This window comes from Pseudomonas sp. DE0157 (assembly GCF_007678615.1).
GTDB lineage: Bacteria > Pseudomonadota > Gammaproteobacteria > Pseudomonadales > Pseudomonadaceae > Aquipseudomonas > Aquipseudomonas parafulva_B.
This window is the reverse complement of record NZ_VEJN01000002.1, coordinates 565,312-582,003: the sequence shown is the minus strand read 5'-3', so window position 1 is coordinate 582,003 and position 16,692 is coordinate 565,312. Positions and strand designations below refer to the sequence as shown.

The window sequence follows — 16,692 nt, the reverse complement described above, 5'->3', positions numbered from 1 at the left end:
GTATCCTGCACGATGCCCCCTGGGGGGCCGTGCGAAATGCACGATCACCCTTCAACCTTGGTTGCCACCTTGAGCATGTCGGCATCGACCCCACGCACACCAATAATCTGTCTGGCGATGTCCGTCGCGATATTCTTCTGCTCCGGGCTGACGACTTCGCCGGAGAGTCTGACCAGGCCATCCTGGCTCACCACCTTCAGATTCAGCCCGTCAAGGTTGCGGCTGAAGCTGTAACTGCTCTGGACCTTATCGACGATCCAGGCATCGCTTGGCTGCGGTCCGGTCGGGGCATCCACAGGCTGGTCTTTAGCTTTGATCATGGCTGCGGTGTCCAGGCTGATCAGGTTGTTGACCAGGTAAACCCCCTCGGTCGTACGCGCCACGACGCCCGCAAGCTCCTTTGCCTCGGGGTTGTCTACCCGCCCCCGGAGCGTGACGACACCGCTGTCACTTTGTACCTCTATGGGTGCCTTCTCAGTCAGGCGGCTCCACAACAGCCGTGACCGTATGACTGCCGTAAGCGTCACGTCTTTCGTGCGCTGGGCATAAGCGCGCAACGCCAGTGGACGCTCGACCAGCTCAGGATTGACCTGCACCTGATTGTCGACCTTCTCGATACCAGAAGTCGCCAAAGCCACTTCCTCGACCAAACGTCGCTCAACCTCATTCTCGACCTCCCCAGCCAAACGCGCCGACGCCCCATCGACCTTAACGGTGATTCGATTAGGATTGAGGAGCCGATTCAAGGACACCGCCGTCTGCAGCGAACCTTCCAGGCGAGCATCGTGGACAGGATCGTCACTGGCCATAGCGACGAAGGGCAGCAAACTGACCGCTAGCGCAAGCGCGCGAAAGGCGAAAGGCATGTCGTAGTCTCCTTCTGTAGGCAAAATCTGAAACTCTTCGCAACCAATGTGCCAACCACTCTCTCTAAGCAAATTGCCGGCCCCGCGGGGCATTCAAGCTTCTTGGTCGACCCGCTGGCGTGCAAAGGGCAGAATCCTTCAGAATTGACCATGCAACTTGCCCGATTTTTCCCACACTAAACAAAGATATTTCCCAAAGGAGCGCAGGTACATGGAATCAGCCCAGGACAAGCAAGGCCGCATTCTGCTGGTGGATGACGAGTCCGCGATCCTGCGCACCTTCCGCTACTGCCTGGAAGACGAGGGCTACAGCGTGGCGACCGCCAACAGCGCCACCCAGGCGGAGAGCCTGCTGCAGCGCCAGGTGTTCGACCTGTGCTTCCTCGACCTGCGTCTGGGCGAGGACAATGGCCTGGACGTGCTTGCCCAGATGCGTGTTCAGGCACCGTGGATGCGCGTGGTCATCGTGACCGCCCACTCCGCTATCGACACGGCGGTCGATGCCATTCAAGCCGGTGCCGCCGACTACCTGGTCAAGCCTTGCAGTCCTGACCAGTTGCGCCTGGCCACAGCCAAGCAACTGGAGGTACGCCAGCTTTCCGCCCGCCTGGAAGCCCTGGAAGGCGAAGTGCGCAAGCCCAAGGATGGCCTGGACTCCCACAGCCCGGCCATGATGGTCGTGCTGGAAACAGCCCGCCAGGTAGCAACCACAGATGCCAACATCCTGATCCTGGGCGAGTCCGGGACCGGTAAAGGTGAGCTGGCCCGCGCCATCCACGGCTGGAGCAAGCGTGCGCGCAAGGCCTGCGTGACCATCAACTGCCCGTCGCTCAATGCCGAGCTGATGGAAAGCGAACTGTTCGGCCACACGCGAGGGGCCTTTACCGGCGCCAGCGAGAGCACCCTTGGCCGCGTCAACCAGGCGGACGGCGGTACGTTGTTCCTCGATGAAATCGGTGACTTCCCCCTGACCCTGCAACCCAAGTTGCTGCGCTTCATCCAGGACAAGGAATATGAGCGTGTCGGCGACCCCGTCACCCGCCGGGCCGATGTGCGCATCCTCGCCGCCACCAACCTCAACCTGGAGGAAATGGTGCGCGAGGGCCGTTTCCGCGAAGACTTGCTCTACCGCCTGAACGTCATCACCTTGCACCTGCCGCCCCTGCGCGAGCGCAGTGAAGACATCCTCACGCTCGCCGACCGCTTCCTGGCCCGCTTCGTCAAGGAATACTCAAGGCCAGCACGCGGCTTCAGCGACGAGGCACGCGCAGCGCTGCTCAATTACCGCTGGCCGGGCAACATTCGCGAATTGCGTAACGTGATCGAGCGGGCCAGCATCATCTGTCCCCAGGAAAAGGTCGAGATCAGCCATCTGGGCATGGGCGAGCAACCGGCAAGCAACGCGCCGCGTGTAGGGGCCGCCTTGAGCCTGGATGAGCTTGAGCGCGCGCATATCGGCGCCGTGCTGGCTGCCAGCGACACGCTCGACCAAGCTGCCAAGACCCTCGGGATCGACGCGTCGACTCTGTATCGCAAGCGTAAGCAGTACAACCTGTGAAGTGGCCGACCATGAAGCTGCGCACGCGGCTCTTTCTCAGCATCTCGGCGCTGGTCACGGTCGCCCTTTTGGGGCTGCTGCTTGGCTTGGTAAGCGTCCTGCAAATGGCTTCGGCCCAACAGGCGCTGGTTCGCGACACCAATCACTCGCTGGACGTGGGGTTGAAGCTACGCCAGAACCTCGGTGAGCAGCTCATTCTGCTGCTGGATACGGACACGGCTCCAGATCAGTTGCAAGCACTGCAAGACAATTTCCAACACCTGCTCGACCAAAGCCTGGCCGACGGTGGCCAGCGGCCTGGGTTCAGCGAAGCCCGCGACCACTACCAGGCATTTCTGGAGGCTTACCACGCAACCCCGGCGCCTTCGCGCAGCCTCGCCGTGGACCAGCCACTGGGCGCCGCATTCAATCAAGTGCGCACCGACCTGATCGATTCCCACAAACAAGCGCTGGCCAACATCGCTCGCAGCGAAGAACAAAGCCGTGCCCGCGCCTTGCTGGTCGGCGGCGTGCTGGGCCTGATGGGCCTGGTGGTCCTGGTTCTGGGCTTTATCACTGCCCACAACATTGCCCGCCGATTCGGGCAGCCCATCGAGGCCCTGGCCAAGGCAGCCGATCAGCTCGGCAAGGGCAATTTCGATGTCACGCTCCCGATCACTCAAGCTAGCGAGCTGAACCAGCTCACGCGTCGCTTCGGGATCATGGCCGACGCCCTGCGCAAGCACCAGGCCACCAATGTCGACGAATTGCTCGCCGGGCAGCAGCGGCTGCAAGCCGTGCTCGACAGTATCGATGATGGCCTGCTGATCATCGATCGACAGGGCTTGCTTGAGCACTTGAACCCGGTTGCTCAACGCCAACTGGGCTGGAACGACAGCCGTGTTGGCAGCAGCCTGGCCGAAGCCCTGGAACGACCTGAGCTGGAACAGCAACTGTGCCAGGTGCTGCGCGGCGGCAGTCTGGACCGGCAACCGGACGACCTTCACATTGATGTTGACGAGGAAACGCGTCTGCTGACCTATAGCCTGACGCCCGTCAGCCATCCCCAGGGCCCGATCCTGGGCGCTGTGATGGTGCTTCACGACGTGACAGAACAGCGTGCCTTCGAGCGGGTGCGCAGCGAGTTCGTGCTCCGCGCCTCCCACGAGCTGCGCACGCCTGTCACCGGTATGCACATGGCGTTCGGCCTGCTGCGCGAACGGGTCAAGTTTCCCGAAGAAGCGCGTGAGTACGATCTGCTGGAAACCATCGGCGAAGAAATGCAGCGCCTGACCCAGTTGATCAATGACCTGCTCAACTTCAGCCGCTATCAAAGCGGCCTGCAAAAGCTCGACCTGGCGCCCTGCGCCGTCGATGAACTGCTGGAGCGGGCGCAATTACGCTTCGCCGACCAGGCGGGCCAGAAGCAGATCGAACTGGTCCTGGCCCTGGAACCGCCATTGCCACGCATTCAGGCTGACGTTGCCCAGCTCGACCGTGTGTTGGACAACCTGCTGCACAACGCGGTCAGGCATACCCCACAGGGCGGGCGCATCCGCCTGCATGCGCGGCGCCATGCCGAACGCGTGATCATCAGTGTCGAGGACACGGGCGAGGGTATCGCCTATGGCCAGCAGGCCCGTATCTTCGAGCCGTTCGTGCAAGTAGGGCGCAAGAAAGGTGGAGCCGGCCTGGGACTGGCCTTGTGCAAGGAAATCGTGCAGTTGCACGGTGGGCGCATGGGCGTCTTCTCGCGACCGGGTGAAGGTACCCAGTTCTACCTGGCCCTGCCGGTCTGATGCTCGCAAAGCGCGTCAGGCCTGTCTGCCCCGTGGCAATTTATCCCGCGTGACCAGCTCGGCGAACTGACGGGCCGTCAGGGCCTTGGCGAACAGCCAGCCCTGGCCGTACTTCACGCCCTCCCCAAGCAGCAGCAGTGCCTGGTCTTCACGCTCGATACCTTCGGCGATCACCCGCAGATGCAGGTCGTGGGCCATGCGGATGATATGCGGTGCCACGCCGCTGCTGGCGGCATCGTGGCCCAGCGCATCGATGAATGCCTTGTCGATTTTCAGGCAATCCACGGGCAAGGTCTGGAGATAGGCCAGGCTGCAGTAGCCCGTACCGAAATCGTCGATCAGCACCTGATGGCCCTGGGCGCGCAGTGCTTGCAGGTTTTCGCGCGCCACCACCACATCGATCAGGCCGCGCTCGGTCACCTCGAAGGCGATCTGCCTAGGGGCCACCCGGTGCAGCGCCAGCAAGCGCGCCGCCACTTCCCCAACACGCGGAACCATCACGTCGCACGCCGCCAGGTTCACCGAGATGTACAGCATGGGCCGTGAGCGCAACAGCGGGCCGAGTTGTTCGAGGACGCGTCGCAGGACGAAGTCGGTGATCTCACGGATCTGCCCGGTATTTTCGGCCAGCGGGATGAACAACTCAGGGCTGGTCAAGCTGCCATCGGGCCGACGCCAACGCACCAATGCCTCGGCACCCACACAGCGCCTGCTGTCGAGCTCGAAAATCGGCTGGTAAAGCACTTGCAACTGGCCACGACTCAGCGCCTGCTGCAGCTCCGAGCTCATGGAGCGTCGCTGTTGCGCCAACTGCAAGACCAGCCAGCCGATGCAACAAGCACCCAGTACGCTGCCTGGAAACAGCAGCCACAGGGGGCCATTCATGCGCAGGGGGAGACTTGCGCGTGGTGCGATCAGAACCAACTGGTAATCAGGAGACTTGGTGGGCATGCGATAGATCAGACGGTCGCTGAACTCCAGCAGCGTTTTGTGGCTGGTCGACCACACAGAAGGCGGTGGCCACACTTGGGGCGGGCCCAGCACCGGGATCGCCCGGGCACCGTTATCCAGCACGACCAACAAGCTGCCGCCCGGGGGTAAATCCACCACATCGGTCAGGTGCCCGCGGGAGGTTGACACCAGAAACCGGCCACGCCCCAGCATCAGCGCGGCAAGGTTTTCGTCGGGCTCGGTGGTGGTATTGAGCCAATAGCTGTAGACCGGCCCCTTGATGTCTGGCGGGCGCAGCGGCACGAAAGCCCGCTCGTCACCTCGGTTCGAACACGCGACATCACCGTTGACATAGGCCGCCTCGTAGATGAACCGTGAACTCAACCCGATCTGCTGCAAGGCCGTCAGCATGGCGGGGCCGCAGCCACGCAAAGGCTGCGTCTCCAACAAGTCCACGCCTTCGCGCAACTGCCCGAACACCTGCTCGAGTCGCTCCAGAAAACGCTCGCCCTGAGCATTCATCTGTTCGCTTTCACTTTGTTTCATCTGCTGCAACGCAATGGCGATGCTGGCGGTCAGCAACAAGGCGGCACTGGCGATTGCCGCCAAAGCGGCAAGCATCCAGGGACGGTAGAAAAATTGGCGCAAGGCCGTCAGGCGATCAGGCATCGAAGGCATCCAGTTGATTACCAAGGTATAGCAACTCAATGGACAATTACCTTTGCCGTTTAGCGCTTCGCTTGGGCGAGGACCGAACTGCCAGCCGTCAACGCTTTACGGCATGCGGTTGAGCACCTCGAGCATGGCGGCCGTCTGCGCATCGGGCTGGCCGTCGAAGCGTTGAGGTCGAAAGCGCATCTGGAACGCCGCGATCACGTGCCGCGTCTGGACATCGGGCACGCCCGTCTGCTCGACGGCATAGCCAAACCGGGCGAGGGCCTGCTGGTACCACCCAATCGTAGGGGGATTGACCTCAAAATAGGCCTGCTGGCGAGCCACGGCAGAGGCGTCAGGCCAAACGCCCAGGCCGGCGTCGGCCAGGCGTTTCCACGGGAACAGCGGGCCGGGGTCCTGCTTGCGCAGTGGCGCGATGTCGCTGTGGCCAATAATGTGCCGTGGTTCGATGCCGTTACGCTTGACGATGTCCTTGAGCAGCGCGATCAGCGACTGGATCTGCGCTTCGCTGTAGGGGTGCCATACCCGCCCGGCAGGCGTATCGGTAAAGCCAGCATTGACGATCTCGATGCCGATGGACGATGAGTTCAACCAGGTTCTGCCCTGCCACTGGCTATCGCCAGCGTGCCAGGCTCGCCTGCTTTCATCCACCAACTGGTAGACAGTGGCGGGGCCATCACCGATCAGGTAGTGGCTGCTGACCTCGCCGTGGGTCAGCAACGCCAACGAGCGCTCCAGCGAAGCATTGGTATAGTGCAGCACCACGAACTGAATGCGGTTGTCGTGGTTGGCTGACGGGTGGCTGCGGTCAATGCGCAAGCCCGTCGAACAACCAGCGACAGTCAGCAGCAGTAAGGTGATCAGTGTTTTTTTCAGCGTGGAAAGCACGGCAGTGGCCTCAGCGAATGAGCGCTACAGTATAACGGTCTCCCCGCATCTGCGCTCGCCCTTGCCAGGCCCCGGTCAGTTCTGCTCCACGCAATTGCGCCCCCGTTGCTTGGCACGGTAAAGCGCTGCGTCGGCACGCTTGAGCACCTGATCGGCCACCTCGCCGGGCCTGAAGGCGCTCAGGCCGATGGACGTGGACACTACCACCCGCTCTCCCTTGAAGTGAAACGGGCAGGCCTCTACGGCAAGGCGCATTGTTTCGACGACCTGTAATGCGTCCGCCGGCGAGGTGTCGGGCAGCAGCAACACGAACTCCTCGCCCCCGAAGCGGGCAATGAAATCCTGGCCCCGCAGCCGTTTGCGCAACTGATCGGCCACGATCTTCAATACCTTGTCGCCGGCCAGATGCCCGTAGCCATCGTTGATCTGCTTGAAATGATCCAGGTCCAGAATCGCCATGGCCAGGTCGCCGCCGTTTTCCTGCCAGCGCTGCATTTCGCGCTCTACCTGCTCGCTCCAGGCCGCGCGATTGGGCAGGCCGGTCAGTGGGTCGAGCAATGCCTTTTGCCGCTGCTCCTCCAGGTGCTCACGATAACCCAACGCTTCCTGCTCCATGCTGGCCACGCGCTCGGACAGGCCCTGCAGGCGCCCAGCCAGCGCCTGCTCGCGGCGGTCGCGCTCGTGCTGGTGCTGGTCCATTGTCATCAGCAAGCCCTCGAGCCGGCTTTCGAGCAGGTGCTTCAAGCTCGATACGTCTGCGGCGCCCTGCATGTCGGTTTGCAGCCCGTCCACCTGTTCACGCAATTGCGTGTCCAGCTGGCGTGCTGCACTGCTGTTGTCGGCGTGACCGGCACTGGCGGCCTGCAAGTGGCCGTGGAAACCTTCGAGCCGTTCATTGAGCAATTGCAGATAGGTTTCGAACTCATGCTGGCCACTGTCCGTGATCGCCAGCAGCAACACGGCAAGATCATCCAGTACAGGAATCAACTCGTACCAGTTCATACCGCGCGCCACCCGTTCGCGCATCGCCTGCGCCTGCGCCTTGTGGCGATCTGGCAGGCTCAGGTCATCCAATAGACCGAGCAGCGTCTGCTCGATATGGGCGGCAACCTGACTGTAGGGCGGCTCGACTGCGTAGGGCAGCGCATAGGCGTCTTGATCAGACAGCGGCACATCAGTCAGAGGGGGCGGGCCATCATCCGCTTCAGTTCGCAATGGCGTATCCATTGCCATGGGAGGTGCCGGGGGAATGGGTGGCGGCTCGACACCCGGCACGTGTTCAGACTCGATCAGCGACGGGGACGCATCGTTGCCTTCATGCCCATCGTGGTGAGACAGAAGAGATACTTCCTGTACCAGGGGTTGCGCGGCAACAGGGGCGGGGCCCGTCACCTGCTCGCTGGCGGCCTCGACAGGCGCCGGTTCATCGCGGCCTTTGAACAATCGCTGCAGAAAGCCGCCCCGCGATCCGCCTTCGGGCCTGTCCAGCGCGGCCAGCGCACGCCCTTGCAGACCACTGAGTTCCCCCAGCAGTGGCGGCAGATCACGAGACTGGGTAACGCCGGCCTCCAGCCGCTTGGCAAGCTTCTTCAAGGGCCTTGAGACATCGCTGCTCAACGGCAGGCCTTGCAACTGATCGACGAGCGCCGTCAGCGCATCGCCCACTTGGTGCATGCGGGTTTCGCGGCGCTGCTCAGACTCCAGTACGGCTTTTTCAAGACGGGGGATCAGGCCGGCAAGCCCGGCATCCATATTGTCACTGCGAATGACCTCGCGCATTTCCTTCATGCACTGGTCGACGACCTTGTCGCTGCCCTCGGCGGCCAACGTACTGCGAACCAGGCCTCGACGCAGCAAGTCCAGGCGCGCTTCCCAGCGACGTTCGAGCTTCTCCTGTTGCTCAATGCTTATCAGGTATTTTTCTTTCCAGCGCTCGGCTTCTTCGGTCATGCCTGTGTCCGCACGGGTGATACAACTGGGGCTGTCTGATACACACTGTCGGCGCGCGCCCGGGACACTTGAAGGCAAGCGAGGCGTCAGTTGATTCAGCTCAAGGCCGGCAGCGTATCCACAGTCAATGCATCAGGCAATCGGATCTCGACGGCCACGGGAAGATGATCGGAAATCGGCTGGGCCAGCACCTCGACCCTTTCCAGGGTAAGGCTCGGGCTGAGCAGGATGTGGTCCAGGCAGCGCTGTGGTCGCCAACTGGGGAAGGTGGCCTCCACCTGGGGCGCGATCAGGCCAAGGTCGCGCAAGGGTGAGTGCTCGAGCAGGTCGGTGGCATGGGTGTTCATGTCCCCCATCAACACCTGATGGCGGTACCCGCCGATCAGTTCGCGTATGTAGGCCAGCTGCAGTGCGCGGGTCTTGGCGCCCAATGCCAGGTGCATCATGACCACGATCAGCGCGTCCTCACCCTCGCCGAAGCGCACCAGGATAGCCCCGCGCCCTGCTGGGCCAGGCAGTGGGTGATCTTCGAGCTGATGAGGCTTCAGACGGCTCAGTACGCCATTGCTGTGCTGGGCGAAGCGCCCAAGGTTGCGATTGAGCTGTTGGTACCAGTAGGGGAAGGCACCCAGTTGGGCCAGATGCTCGACCTGGTTGACATAGCCCGAGCGCATGCTGCCCCCATCCGCCTCTTGCAGGGCCACCAGGTCGAAGTCCCCAAGCAACTTACCGATTTTCTGCAAGTTGCTGGCTCGGCCAGTGTGCGGCAACAGGTGCTGCCAGCTGCGCGTCAGGTAATGCCGATAACGCTCGGTACTGATGCCTACCTGGATATTGAAGCTAAGCAGCCGCAGACGACCATCTTCCGGCAAACCGGGGGCTTGCAGGTGATGCTCGTTGACCTGCGGCTGGGGCAGGGCAACGCCGCGCGTGGCCCGTAGGCGAGGCATGGGTGCGCTGCCTACTTGGCAGCGCGCTCCTTGTCGATCAACTGGTCGGCCACGTTGAGGACACCCTCTGGCCCACCAGCGGTGCCCAGGTCGAAGCGGTACTTACCGTTAACCACCATGCTGGGAACGCCAGTGATTTCATATTTCTTGGCCAGTTCTTTCGCCTGGTTGACCTGTCCCTTGATGGCGAAGGAGTTGTAGGTAGCCAGGAACTTGGCCTTGTCCACACCTTGCGTTGCCAGGAAATCGGCCATGTCTTTTGGGCTTGTCAGACGCTTGCGCTGGTTTTGAATGGCGTCGAATACCGCCGCGTGCACCTTGTGCTCGACGCCCATCGCTTCCAGGGTCAGGAACATCTGGCCATGGGCATCCCAAGGGCCACCGAACATGGCCGGCACACGCTTGAAGTTGACATCCTTGGGCAGCTTGTCGACCCAAGGGTTGATGACAGGCTCGAAGTGATAGCAATGCGGGCAGCCATACCAGAACAACTCGACCACTTCGATCTTGCCAGGCACGGAAACCGGAACCGGGTTGCTCAGCTCGACATATTCCTTGCCGGCTACAGGCTCTGCGGCCTGGACGGAAGTCATACCAAGTACGCTGGCAGCGACCAGCGCAGCGCTGAGAATCAGTTTACGCATGCTTTACTCCTGAGCAGTCATGGGTCGCCACGGCACGACCTGGATTGAGACAGGCCGGGGAGGGCTCTAGTTCTGTAGTGTAACGGCTGCGGGCAAAAAAAAGGGCAGCCGCGCCGCCCTTTCATCTTTGGCTTGCAACATTAACCCGGCATTAATGCAGGCCCTGGATGTAGCTGGCCAAGGCCTCGATGTCATGGTTACTGAGCTTCCCGGCGATGGTGCGCATGGTCATGGCATCCCCATCATTGGTGCGGTTGCCTTCACGGAAGTCGGTGAGCTGCTTGCTCACGTACTGGGCATGCTGCCCACTCAGGTGAGGGAACCCGGCCAGTGCGATACCTGCCCCGTCAGGCGAGTGGCAGCCCGTGCAGGCCGGCATGCCCTTGTCCAGGTCGCCACCGTTGAACAGCGCACGCCCACGCTCGACCAGCGCAGGGTCGGCTGCACCCACGCTGCCTTTCTGGCTGGCGAAATAGGCCGCGATGTCGGCCAGGTCCTGGTCGTTGAAGCCGGCCAGCATGCCGGTCATCTCCAGCACGACGCGTTTGCCAGACTTGATGTCGTGCATTTGTTTTTCGAGGTAGCGCTGGCCTTGACCTGCCAGTTTGGGGAAGTTCGGTGCCAGGCTATTGCCATCTGGGTTGTGGCAGGCCCCGCAGACGGCCGTCTTGGCCTGACCTGCGGCGGCATCGCCTTTGACGGGCTGCGCAGCAGTGGCCGCACCTGCGACACCCAGGCTCAACAGCAGACTCACGACTAGTTTGTTCATCAGCTAATCCAACACGGCTAGGGGTGAAATGTTATGTATCGGGACTGCCATTCATCCAAAGGATGACCAGACGGTAGTCCTCGGCACTGCAGTCCATGCACAATCCACGCGGCGGCATAGCCTTGAAACCCTGAGCATTGTGCCGTGCCGAGCTATTCATGCATTGCGCCAGATCAGGATTCGGGTTGCCCGATCGCCCGTCTGGGCTCATGGAGCAGGCGTTCGCTGTACCCCCCGCACACACGCGGTTGTACAACACCTCGGAATCCTGTGTAGCCTGTGCGCTGAAAACCGGCAGGAACAGACCGACAGCAAGCGGCCATTGCGTATTGCGCCATGACGTTCAGGGTTGGGGGCCGCGCTGCGTTCTAATGCGCAAGCTCATGTTCGACACCCCATGCTCGTCCCCCAAAGCCGGGAGAATGAGCACACAAAAACTGGGGCATTATATACTTCCGCCACCCAAACGGAAACGACACCGCTTGCCAGGCTCCGCTCGACAGGGGGCTGGCATCACCACATCGGATATCCCATGCAAGTCAAGAACCCCATCCTCGGCCTGTGCCAGAAAGCCAAATTCGCCCTCAGCGCTGCCAAGGTCGAACAATGCCCGGACGACCAGGGTTACGAGGTGGCCTTCGCCGGCCGCTCCAACGCCGGCAAATCCAGCGCACTGAACACGCTGACCCATGCCAGCCTGGCCCGTACCTCGAAAACACCCGGCCGTACCCAGTTGCTGAACTTCTTCAGCCTGGATGACGAACGCCGCCTGGTCGACCTGCCAGGCTACGGCTACGCCAAGGTGCCCATCCCCCTCAAGCAGCACTGGCAGCGCCACCTGGAAGCTTACCTGGGTAGCCGCGAATGCCTGCGTGGCGTGATCTTGATGATGGATGTCCGCCACCCGATGACGGACTTCGACAAAATGATGCTCGATTGGGCCAAGGCCAGCGGCATGCCCATGCACATCCTGCTGACCAAGGCCGACAAGCTCACCCACGGCGCCGCCAAGAACACCTTGCTCAAGGTGCAATCGGAGATCAGGAAAGGCTGGGGCGAAGGCGTGACCATCCAACTGTTCTCGGCCCCCAAGCGCCTGGGCCTTGAAGACGCCTACCGCGTGCTGGCCGACTGGATGGAGCTCGAAGACAAGCCTGCCGCCTGAGGGCGAAGGCCCGCATCAGGCAAATTTCAGGCAAAAAAAACCCCGGACTTCGTATGGGGAGGGGGAAGTTCGGGGTCCAAGCCCGGACCGCTAGGGCGGGGTCCGGATATCTGCCAACACTTAACACAACATAGGAGCATCGAACGGCTTCACCAGCCATTCAGGTACTCTGAGTTGCAGTTCACTGCTTTAGTTCCTGGGGCCTGGAACTATTTGCCGCAGTTTCATGAAACAGCTGGACACAGGCCGGGGCGCCTGTAACGAAAAATCGCCACACAACGCCCCTTTGCCCCGTGCAATCAGTGGGCTTCGTCCCAGTTCGCGCCTACACCGGCCTCGACCAGCAGCGGCACATCCAGCTGCGCCGCCTGGCTCATATGCTTTCGAATTTCATCTTTCACCAGGTCCACGAGGTCTTCGCGCACCTCGAGCACAAGTTCGTCGTGCACCTGCAGGATCACCCGCGCATCCAGTGCGCTTTCGGTCAGCCAGTTGTCCACGTTGACCATGGCGCGCTTGATGATATCGGCGGCCGTGCCTTGCATCGGCGCGTTGATCGCCGTGCGCTCGGCTCCCCGGCGCAAGGCTGGGTTCTTGGCGTTGATATCAGGCAGATAGAGCCTGCGACCGAACAAGGTTTCCACGAACCCCTGCTCTGCGGCCTGGGCACGGGTACGCTCCATGTAGGCCAGCACCCCTGGATAGCGGGTGAAGTAACGATCGATGTAGTCCTGGGACTGCTTGCGGTCCACCCCGATCTGCTTGGCCAGGCCAAAAGCGCTCATGCCGTAGATAAGCCCGAAGTTGATCGCCTTGGCGCTGCGCCGCTGGTCATGGGTAACCTGTTCGAGCGCGACGCCGAATACTTCCGCTGCCGTCGCACGGTGCACGTCCAGATCGTTTTGGAAGGCGTGCAGCAAGCCTTCGTCCTTGGCCAGGTGCGCCATGATGCGCAGCTCGATCTGGGAGTAGTCGGCGGCCAGCAGCTTGTAGCCAGGGCTTGCGATGAAGGCCTGGCGGATTCGCCGGCCTTCGGCCGTACGGATCGGAATGTTCTGCAGGTTCGGGTCACTGGACGAAAGACGGCCAGTGGCCGCCACTGCCTGCTGGTACGACGTGTGGATGCGACCCGTGCGCGGGTTGATCTGCCCTGGCAGCTTGTCGGTGTAGGTGCTCTTGAGCTTGCTCAGGCTGCGGTACTGCATCAGCACTTCAGGCAGTGGATACCCTTGCTCGGCCAGCTCGTCCAGCACGGCTTCTGCCGTCGATGGCTGGCCCTTGGCCGTCTTGCTGATCACCGGCATGCCCAGCTTGTCGTACAGGATCGCGCCCAGCTGCTTGGGCGAACCCAGGTTGAATTCCTCCCCCGCCAGTTCGAAGGCCCGCTGCTCCAGCTCGGCCATCTTCACACCCAGCTCGCCGCTCTGGACGTGCAACAGCGCCGCATCGACCAACGCGCCCTGGCGCTCGATCTTGGCCAGCACCGGCACCAGCGGCATTTCGATGTCCATGAGCACCGGCTGCACACTGGGCGTCTTGGCCATGTGCGCCTGCAACGCCTGGTGCAGGCGCAGGGTGATGTCGGCATCTTCGGCCGCATAGGGGCCAGCCTTGTCCAGATGAATCTTATTGAAGGTCAGCTGCTTGGCACCTTTGCCCGCAATGTCCTCGAAAGCGATGGTGGTGTGCCCAAGGTACTTTTGCGCCAGGCTGTCCATGTCGTGCCGCGTGCCCGTCGAGTTGAACACGTACGATTCGAGCATGGTGTCATAGGCCACACCCCGCACCTGGATCGCGGGCGAACCGTTGGCAAGGATGTTGATGTCGTACTTGGCGTTCTGGCCCACCTTGGCTTTTGCCGGATCCTCCAGCAGGGGCTTGAGCGCAAGCAGGACGGCCTCACGATCCAACTGGACAGGGGCGCCTTCGTAGTCGTGCATCAAAGGGACGTAGGCCGCTTCATGGGGCTCGACGGCAAAGGAAATCCCTACCAGCTGGGCGCGCTGGGCATCAAGGCCGGTGGTTTCGGTATCGAACGCGAACAGCGGTGCCTGGCGCAGCTTCTCGAGCCAGGCGTCGAAGCGTTCTTGATCAAGGATGGTTTCATAGCGGGCTTCGACCATGGCCGCCGGGGCCTCCACCGGGGGCAGTTGGTCCCCCTCCCGAGCCGCATCGCGCTGCAGGTCGGCAATCCAGCTCTTGAACTCCATTTCGGTGTACAGCGCCAGCAGCGCCTCGCGGTCCGGTTCGCCGCACACCAGTGCATCGACTTCGATGTCCAGCGGCACGTCGATCTTGATGGTAGCCAGCTCGTAGGACATGAAAGCCGCATCCCGGTGCTCTTCAAGCTTGGCGGGCAGGCTCTTGGCGCCACGGATAGGCAGCGCAGGCACCTTGTCCAGGTTCGCGTACAGGTCGCTGAGCCCCCCGCCGATCCCGGTCAACAGCCCGACGGCAGTCTTTTCGCCCACGCCTGGCACACCTGGGATGTTATCGACCTTGTCGCCCATCAGCGCCAGGAAGTCGATGATGTGCTCGGGGCCGACCCCAAATTTCTCGTGCACGCCAGCCACGTCCAGCACGCTACCGGTCATGGTATTGACCAGGGTAATGTGCCCGTCGACCAGCTGCGCCATGTCCTTGTCGCCGGTAGAAATGATGACCGGGCGGTTCAGCGCCGCGCTGCTACGGGCCAAGGTACCGATGACATCGTCAGCCTCGACGCCTTCGACGCACAACAGTGGGTAGCCCATGGCCTTGACGCTGGCATGCAGCGGCTCGATCTGCACCCGCAGATCGTCCGGCATGCTGGGGCGGTTGGCCTTGTAGTCGGCGAACAGGGTGTCGCGGAACGTGCCGCCCTTGGCGTCGAACACCACGGCGAACAAGCTGTCCGGGTACTGCCTGCGCAGGCTCTTGAGCATGTTGAGCACACCCTTCACCGCACCGGTCGGCATACCCTTGGACGTGGTCAGCGGGGGCAGGGCATGGAAGGCGCGATAAAGGTAGGAGGAACCGTCCACGAGGACGAGGGGCGCTTGGCTCATGAGCAGAATCAACCTTTTCGACGGGTCCGGCGCTAGAATAGCCAGAATCATTGACGACAAAGGGACTAGGTTATCATGCGTACACTCAATCGCCTGTTACTGCTCTGCCTAATGGCAGGTCTGCCCGTCGTCACCTTGGCGGCGGATGACGCGCCCTCGGCCGATCCCGAGGTGACCATTCGCACGGAAGGCGACAAGACCATCCAGGAATATCGCCAAAACGGCTTCCTGTATGCGATCAAGATCACGCCCAAACATGGCAAGCCTTACTTTCTGGTACGCGCCGATGGCTCCGATGGCAATTTCATTCGTTCCGACCAGCCGGACATGCTGATTCCGTCCTGGAAGATCTTCGAGTGGTAATCTGACGCGCACCGTTCACATCAACCCGGCACTTCGGCCAGAAGTGCCTGCATGGGCAATCTTTCATCATGTCAGTCTTCACCCCCGTGACCCGGCCTGAGCTGGAAACCTTTCTGGCACCTTACGAGCTGGGTCGTCTGCTCGATTTCCAGGGTATCGCCGCCGGCACCGAGAACAGCAATTTCTTCGTCAGCCTCGAACAGGGGGAGTTCGTGCTGACGCTGATCGAGCGTGGGCCCAGCGAGGACATGCCGTTCTTCATCGAGTTGCTCGATACCCTGCACACGGCCCGGATGCCAGTGCCCTACGCCATTCGTGACCGTAACGGCCATGGCCTGCGCGAACTGTGCGGCAAGCCGGCGCTGCTGCAACCCAGGCTCTCGGGCAAACATATCAAGGCGCCCAATGCCCAGCATTGTGCCCAGGTCGGTGAACTGCTGGCACACATTCACCTGGCCACCCACGAACACATCATCGAGCGCCGCACGGACCGAGGCCTTGAGTGGATGCTGGCCGCCGGGGCCGAACTGCTGCCGCGCCTGAACGCCGACCAAGCCAGCCTGCTGCAACCGGCGCTGGATGAAATCGCCGCCTACCAGGCGCAGATCCTGGCATTGCCCCGGGCCAACCTGCATGCCGACCTGTTCCGCGACAACGTGATGTTCGAAGGCACCCACTTGTCTGGGGTCATCGACTTCTACAATGCCTGCTCGGGGCCGATGCTGTACGACATAGCCATTACCCTGAACGACTGGTGCCTGGATGCACAGGCCGGCATCGATGTACCCCGCGCCCAGGCTTTGCTTGCCGCCTACGCCGCATTGCGGCCATTCACGGCAGCCGAAGCTGAACTCTGGCCGCAGATGTTGCGCGTTGCCTGCGTGCGGTTCTGGCTGTCTCGCCTGATCGCGGCAGAGTCCTTCGCCGGCATGGACGTGATGATCCACGACCCAAGCGAATTCGAAGTGCGCCTGGCGCAGCGCCAGCAGGTGGCCGTGAAGCTGCCGTTCGCCCTCTGACCCGAACCCTGTCGGCAGGCCCTGCGTCTGCCCATGGGAATCAGGCGCTGCCCAGGCGGCGCTCAACCC

14 protein-coding genes are annotated in these 16,692 nt (G+C 62.0%); 5 read left to right on the top strand and 9 right to left on the bottom strand.

Annotated features, from left to right (window positions below):
• Positions 1-44: 44 nt before the first annotated feature.
• Positions 45-866, bottom strand: coding sequence for a BON domain-containing protein (locus FS777_RS05445; RefSeq protein ID WP_145254243.1), 822 nt, complete (start codon positions 864-866; stop codon positions 45-47).
• A 211-nt stretch (positions 867-1,077) separates the two neighbouring features.
• Here FS777_RS05445 and algB point away from each other — a divergent pair, with 211 nt between their 5' ends.
• Together algB and FS777_RS05435 are read left to right on the top strand one after the other, a co-directional pair.
• Entirely contained in the window at positions 1,078-2,424 is a 1,347-nt protein-coding gene (gene algB / locus FS777_RS05440) for a sigma-54-dependent response regulator transcription factor AlgB (protein WP_023532715.1), read from the top strand.
• 11 nt (positions 2,425-2,435) lie between these two features.
• A complete protein-coding gene (locus FS777_RS05435; RefSeq protein WP_058638795.1) occupies positions 2,436-4,202 on the top strand; it encodes a KinB sensor domain-containing domain in 1,767 nt (588 codons plus the stop codon).
• A 15-nt stretch (positions 4,203-4,217) separates the two neighbouring features.
• Here FS777_RS05435 and FS777_RS05430 read toward each other — a convergent pair whose 3' ends face one another.
• The 7 genes from FS777_RS05430 to FS777_RS21610 all read right to left on the bottom strand — a co-directional run bounded on the left by FS777_RS05430 (position 4,218) and on the right by FS777_RS21610 (position 11,333).
• Positions 4,218-5,822, bottom strand: a complete 1,605-nt coding sequence (locus FS777_RS05430; protein WP_372239206.1) for an EAL domain-containing protein — start codon at positions 5,820-5,822, stop codon at positions 4,218-4,220.
• Positions 5,823-5,927: 105 nt separating this feature from the next.
• Entirely contained in the window at positions 5,928-6,716 is a 789-nt protein-coding gene (locus FS777_RS05425; RefSeq protein WP_058638706.1) for an N-acetylmuramoyl-L-alanine amidase, read from the bottom strand.
• Between the two features lie 75 nt (positions 6,717-6,791).
• Positions 6,792-8,666, bottom strand: a complete 1,875-nt coding sequence (locus tag FS777_RS05420; protein ID WP_058638707.1) for a GGDEF domain-containing protein — start codon at positions 8,664-8,666, stop codon at positions 6,792-6,794.
• A 95-nt stretch (positions 8,667-8,761) separates the two neighbouring features.
• Positions 8,762-9,616, bottom strand: coding sequence for an endonuclease/exonuclease/phosphatase family protein (locus FS777_RS05415; protein ID WP_023532864.1), 855 nt, complete (start codon positions 9,614-9,616; stop codon positions 8,762-8,764).
• Positions 9,617-9,627: 11 nt separating this feature from the next.
• The gene (dsbA, locus tag FS777_RS05410) at positions 9,628-10,260 is read right to left on the bottom strand and encodes a thiol:disulfide interchange protein DsbA (RefSeq protein WP_058638708.1); all 633 of its coding nucleotides are present in this window, start codon (positions 10,258-10,260) and stop codon (positions 9,628-9,630) included.
• 151 nt (positions 10,261-10,411) lie between these two features.
• A complete protein-coding gene (locus tag FS777_RS05405) occupies positions 10,412-11,029 on the bottom strand; it encodes a cytochrome c (protein ID WP_023532830.1) in 618 nt (205 codons plus the stop codon).
• Between the two features lie 31 nt (positions 11,030-11,060).
• A complete protein-coding gene (locus FS777_RS21610; protein ID WP_078477785.1) occupies positions 11,061-11,333 on the bottom strand; it encodes a cytochrome c5 family protein in 273 nt (90 codons plus the stop codon).
• A 228-nt stretch (positions 11,334-11,561) separates the two neighbouring features.
• Here FS777_RS21610 and yihA point away from each other — a divergent pair, with 228 nt between their 5' ends.
• Positions 11,562-12,194, top strand: a complete 633-nt coding sequence (gene yihA / locus FS777_RS05395; RefSeq protein WP_058638709.1) for a ribosome biogenesis GTP-binding protein YihA/YsxC — start codon at positions 11,562-11,564, stop codon at positions 12,192-12,194.
• 299 nt (positions 12,195-12,493) lie between these two features.
• On the opposite strand, the gene polA is transcribed toward yihA, so the two are convergent.
• Positions 12,494-15,241 carry a DNA polymerase I gene (polA, locus tag FS777_RS05390; RefSeq protein WP_058638710.1) on the bottom strand — a complete coding sequence of 916 codons (2,748 nt, stop codon included), beginning with the start codon at positions 15,239-15,241 and terminating at the stop codon, positions 12,494-12,496.
• A gap of 75 nt (positions 15,242-15,316) precedes the next feature.
• Between polA and FS777_RS05385 the strand changes: the two genes are divergently transcribed.
• Both FS777_RS05385 and FS777_RS05380 read left to right on the top strand, forming a co-directional pair.
• Complete coding sequence (locus tag FS777_RS05385) at positions 15,317-15,604, top strand: DUF2782 domain-containing protein (RefSeq protein ID WP_027913237.1); 288 nt, start codon at positions 15,317-15,319, stop codon at positions 15,602-15,604.
• A gap of 68 nt (positions 15,605-15,672) precedes the next feature.
• Positions 15,673-16,623, top strand: a complete 951-nt coding sequence (locus tag FS777_RS05380) for a homoserine kinase (protein WP_145254237.1) — start codon at positions 15,673-15,675, stop codon at positions 16,621-16,623.
• Positions 16,624-16,692 lie beyond the last annotated feature (69 nt).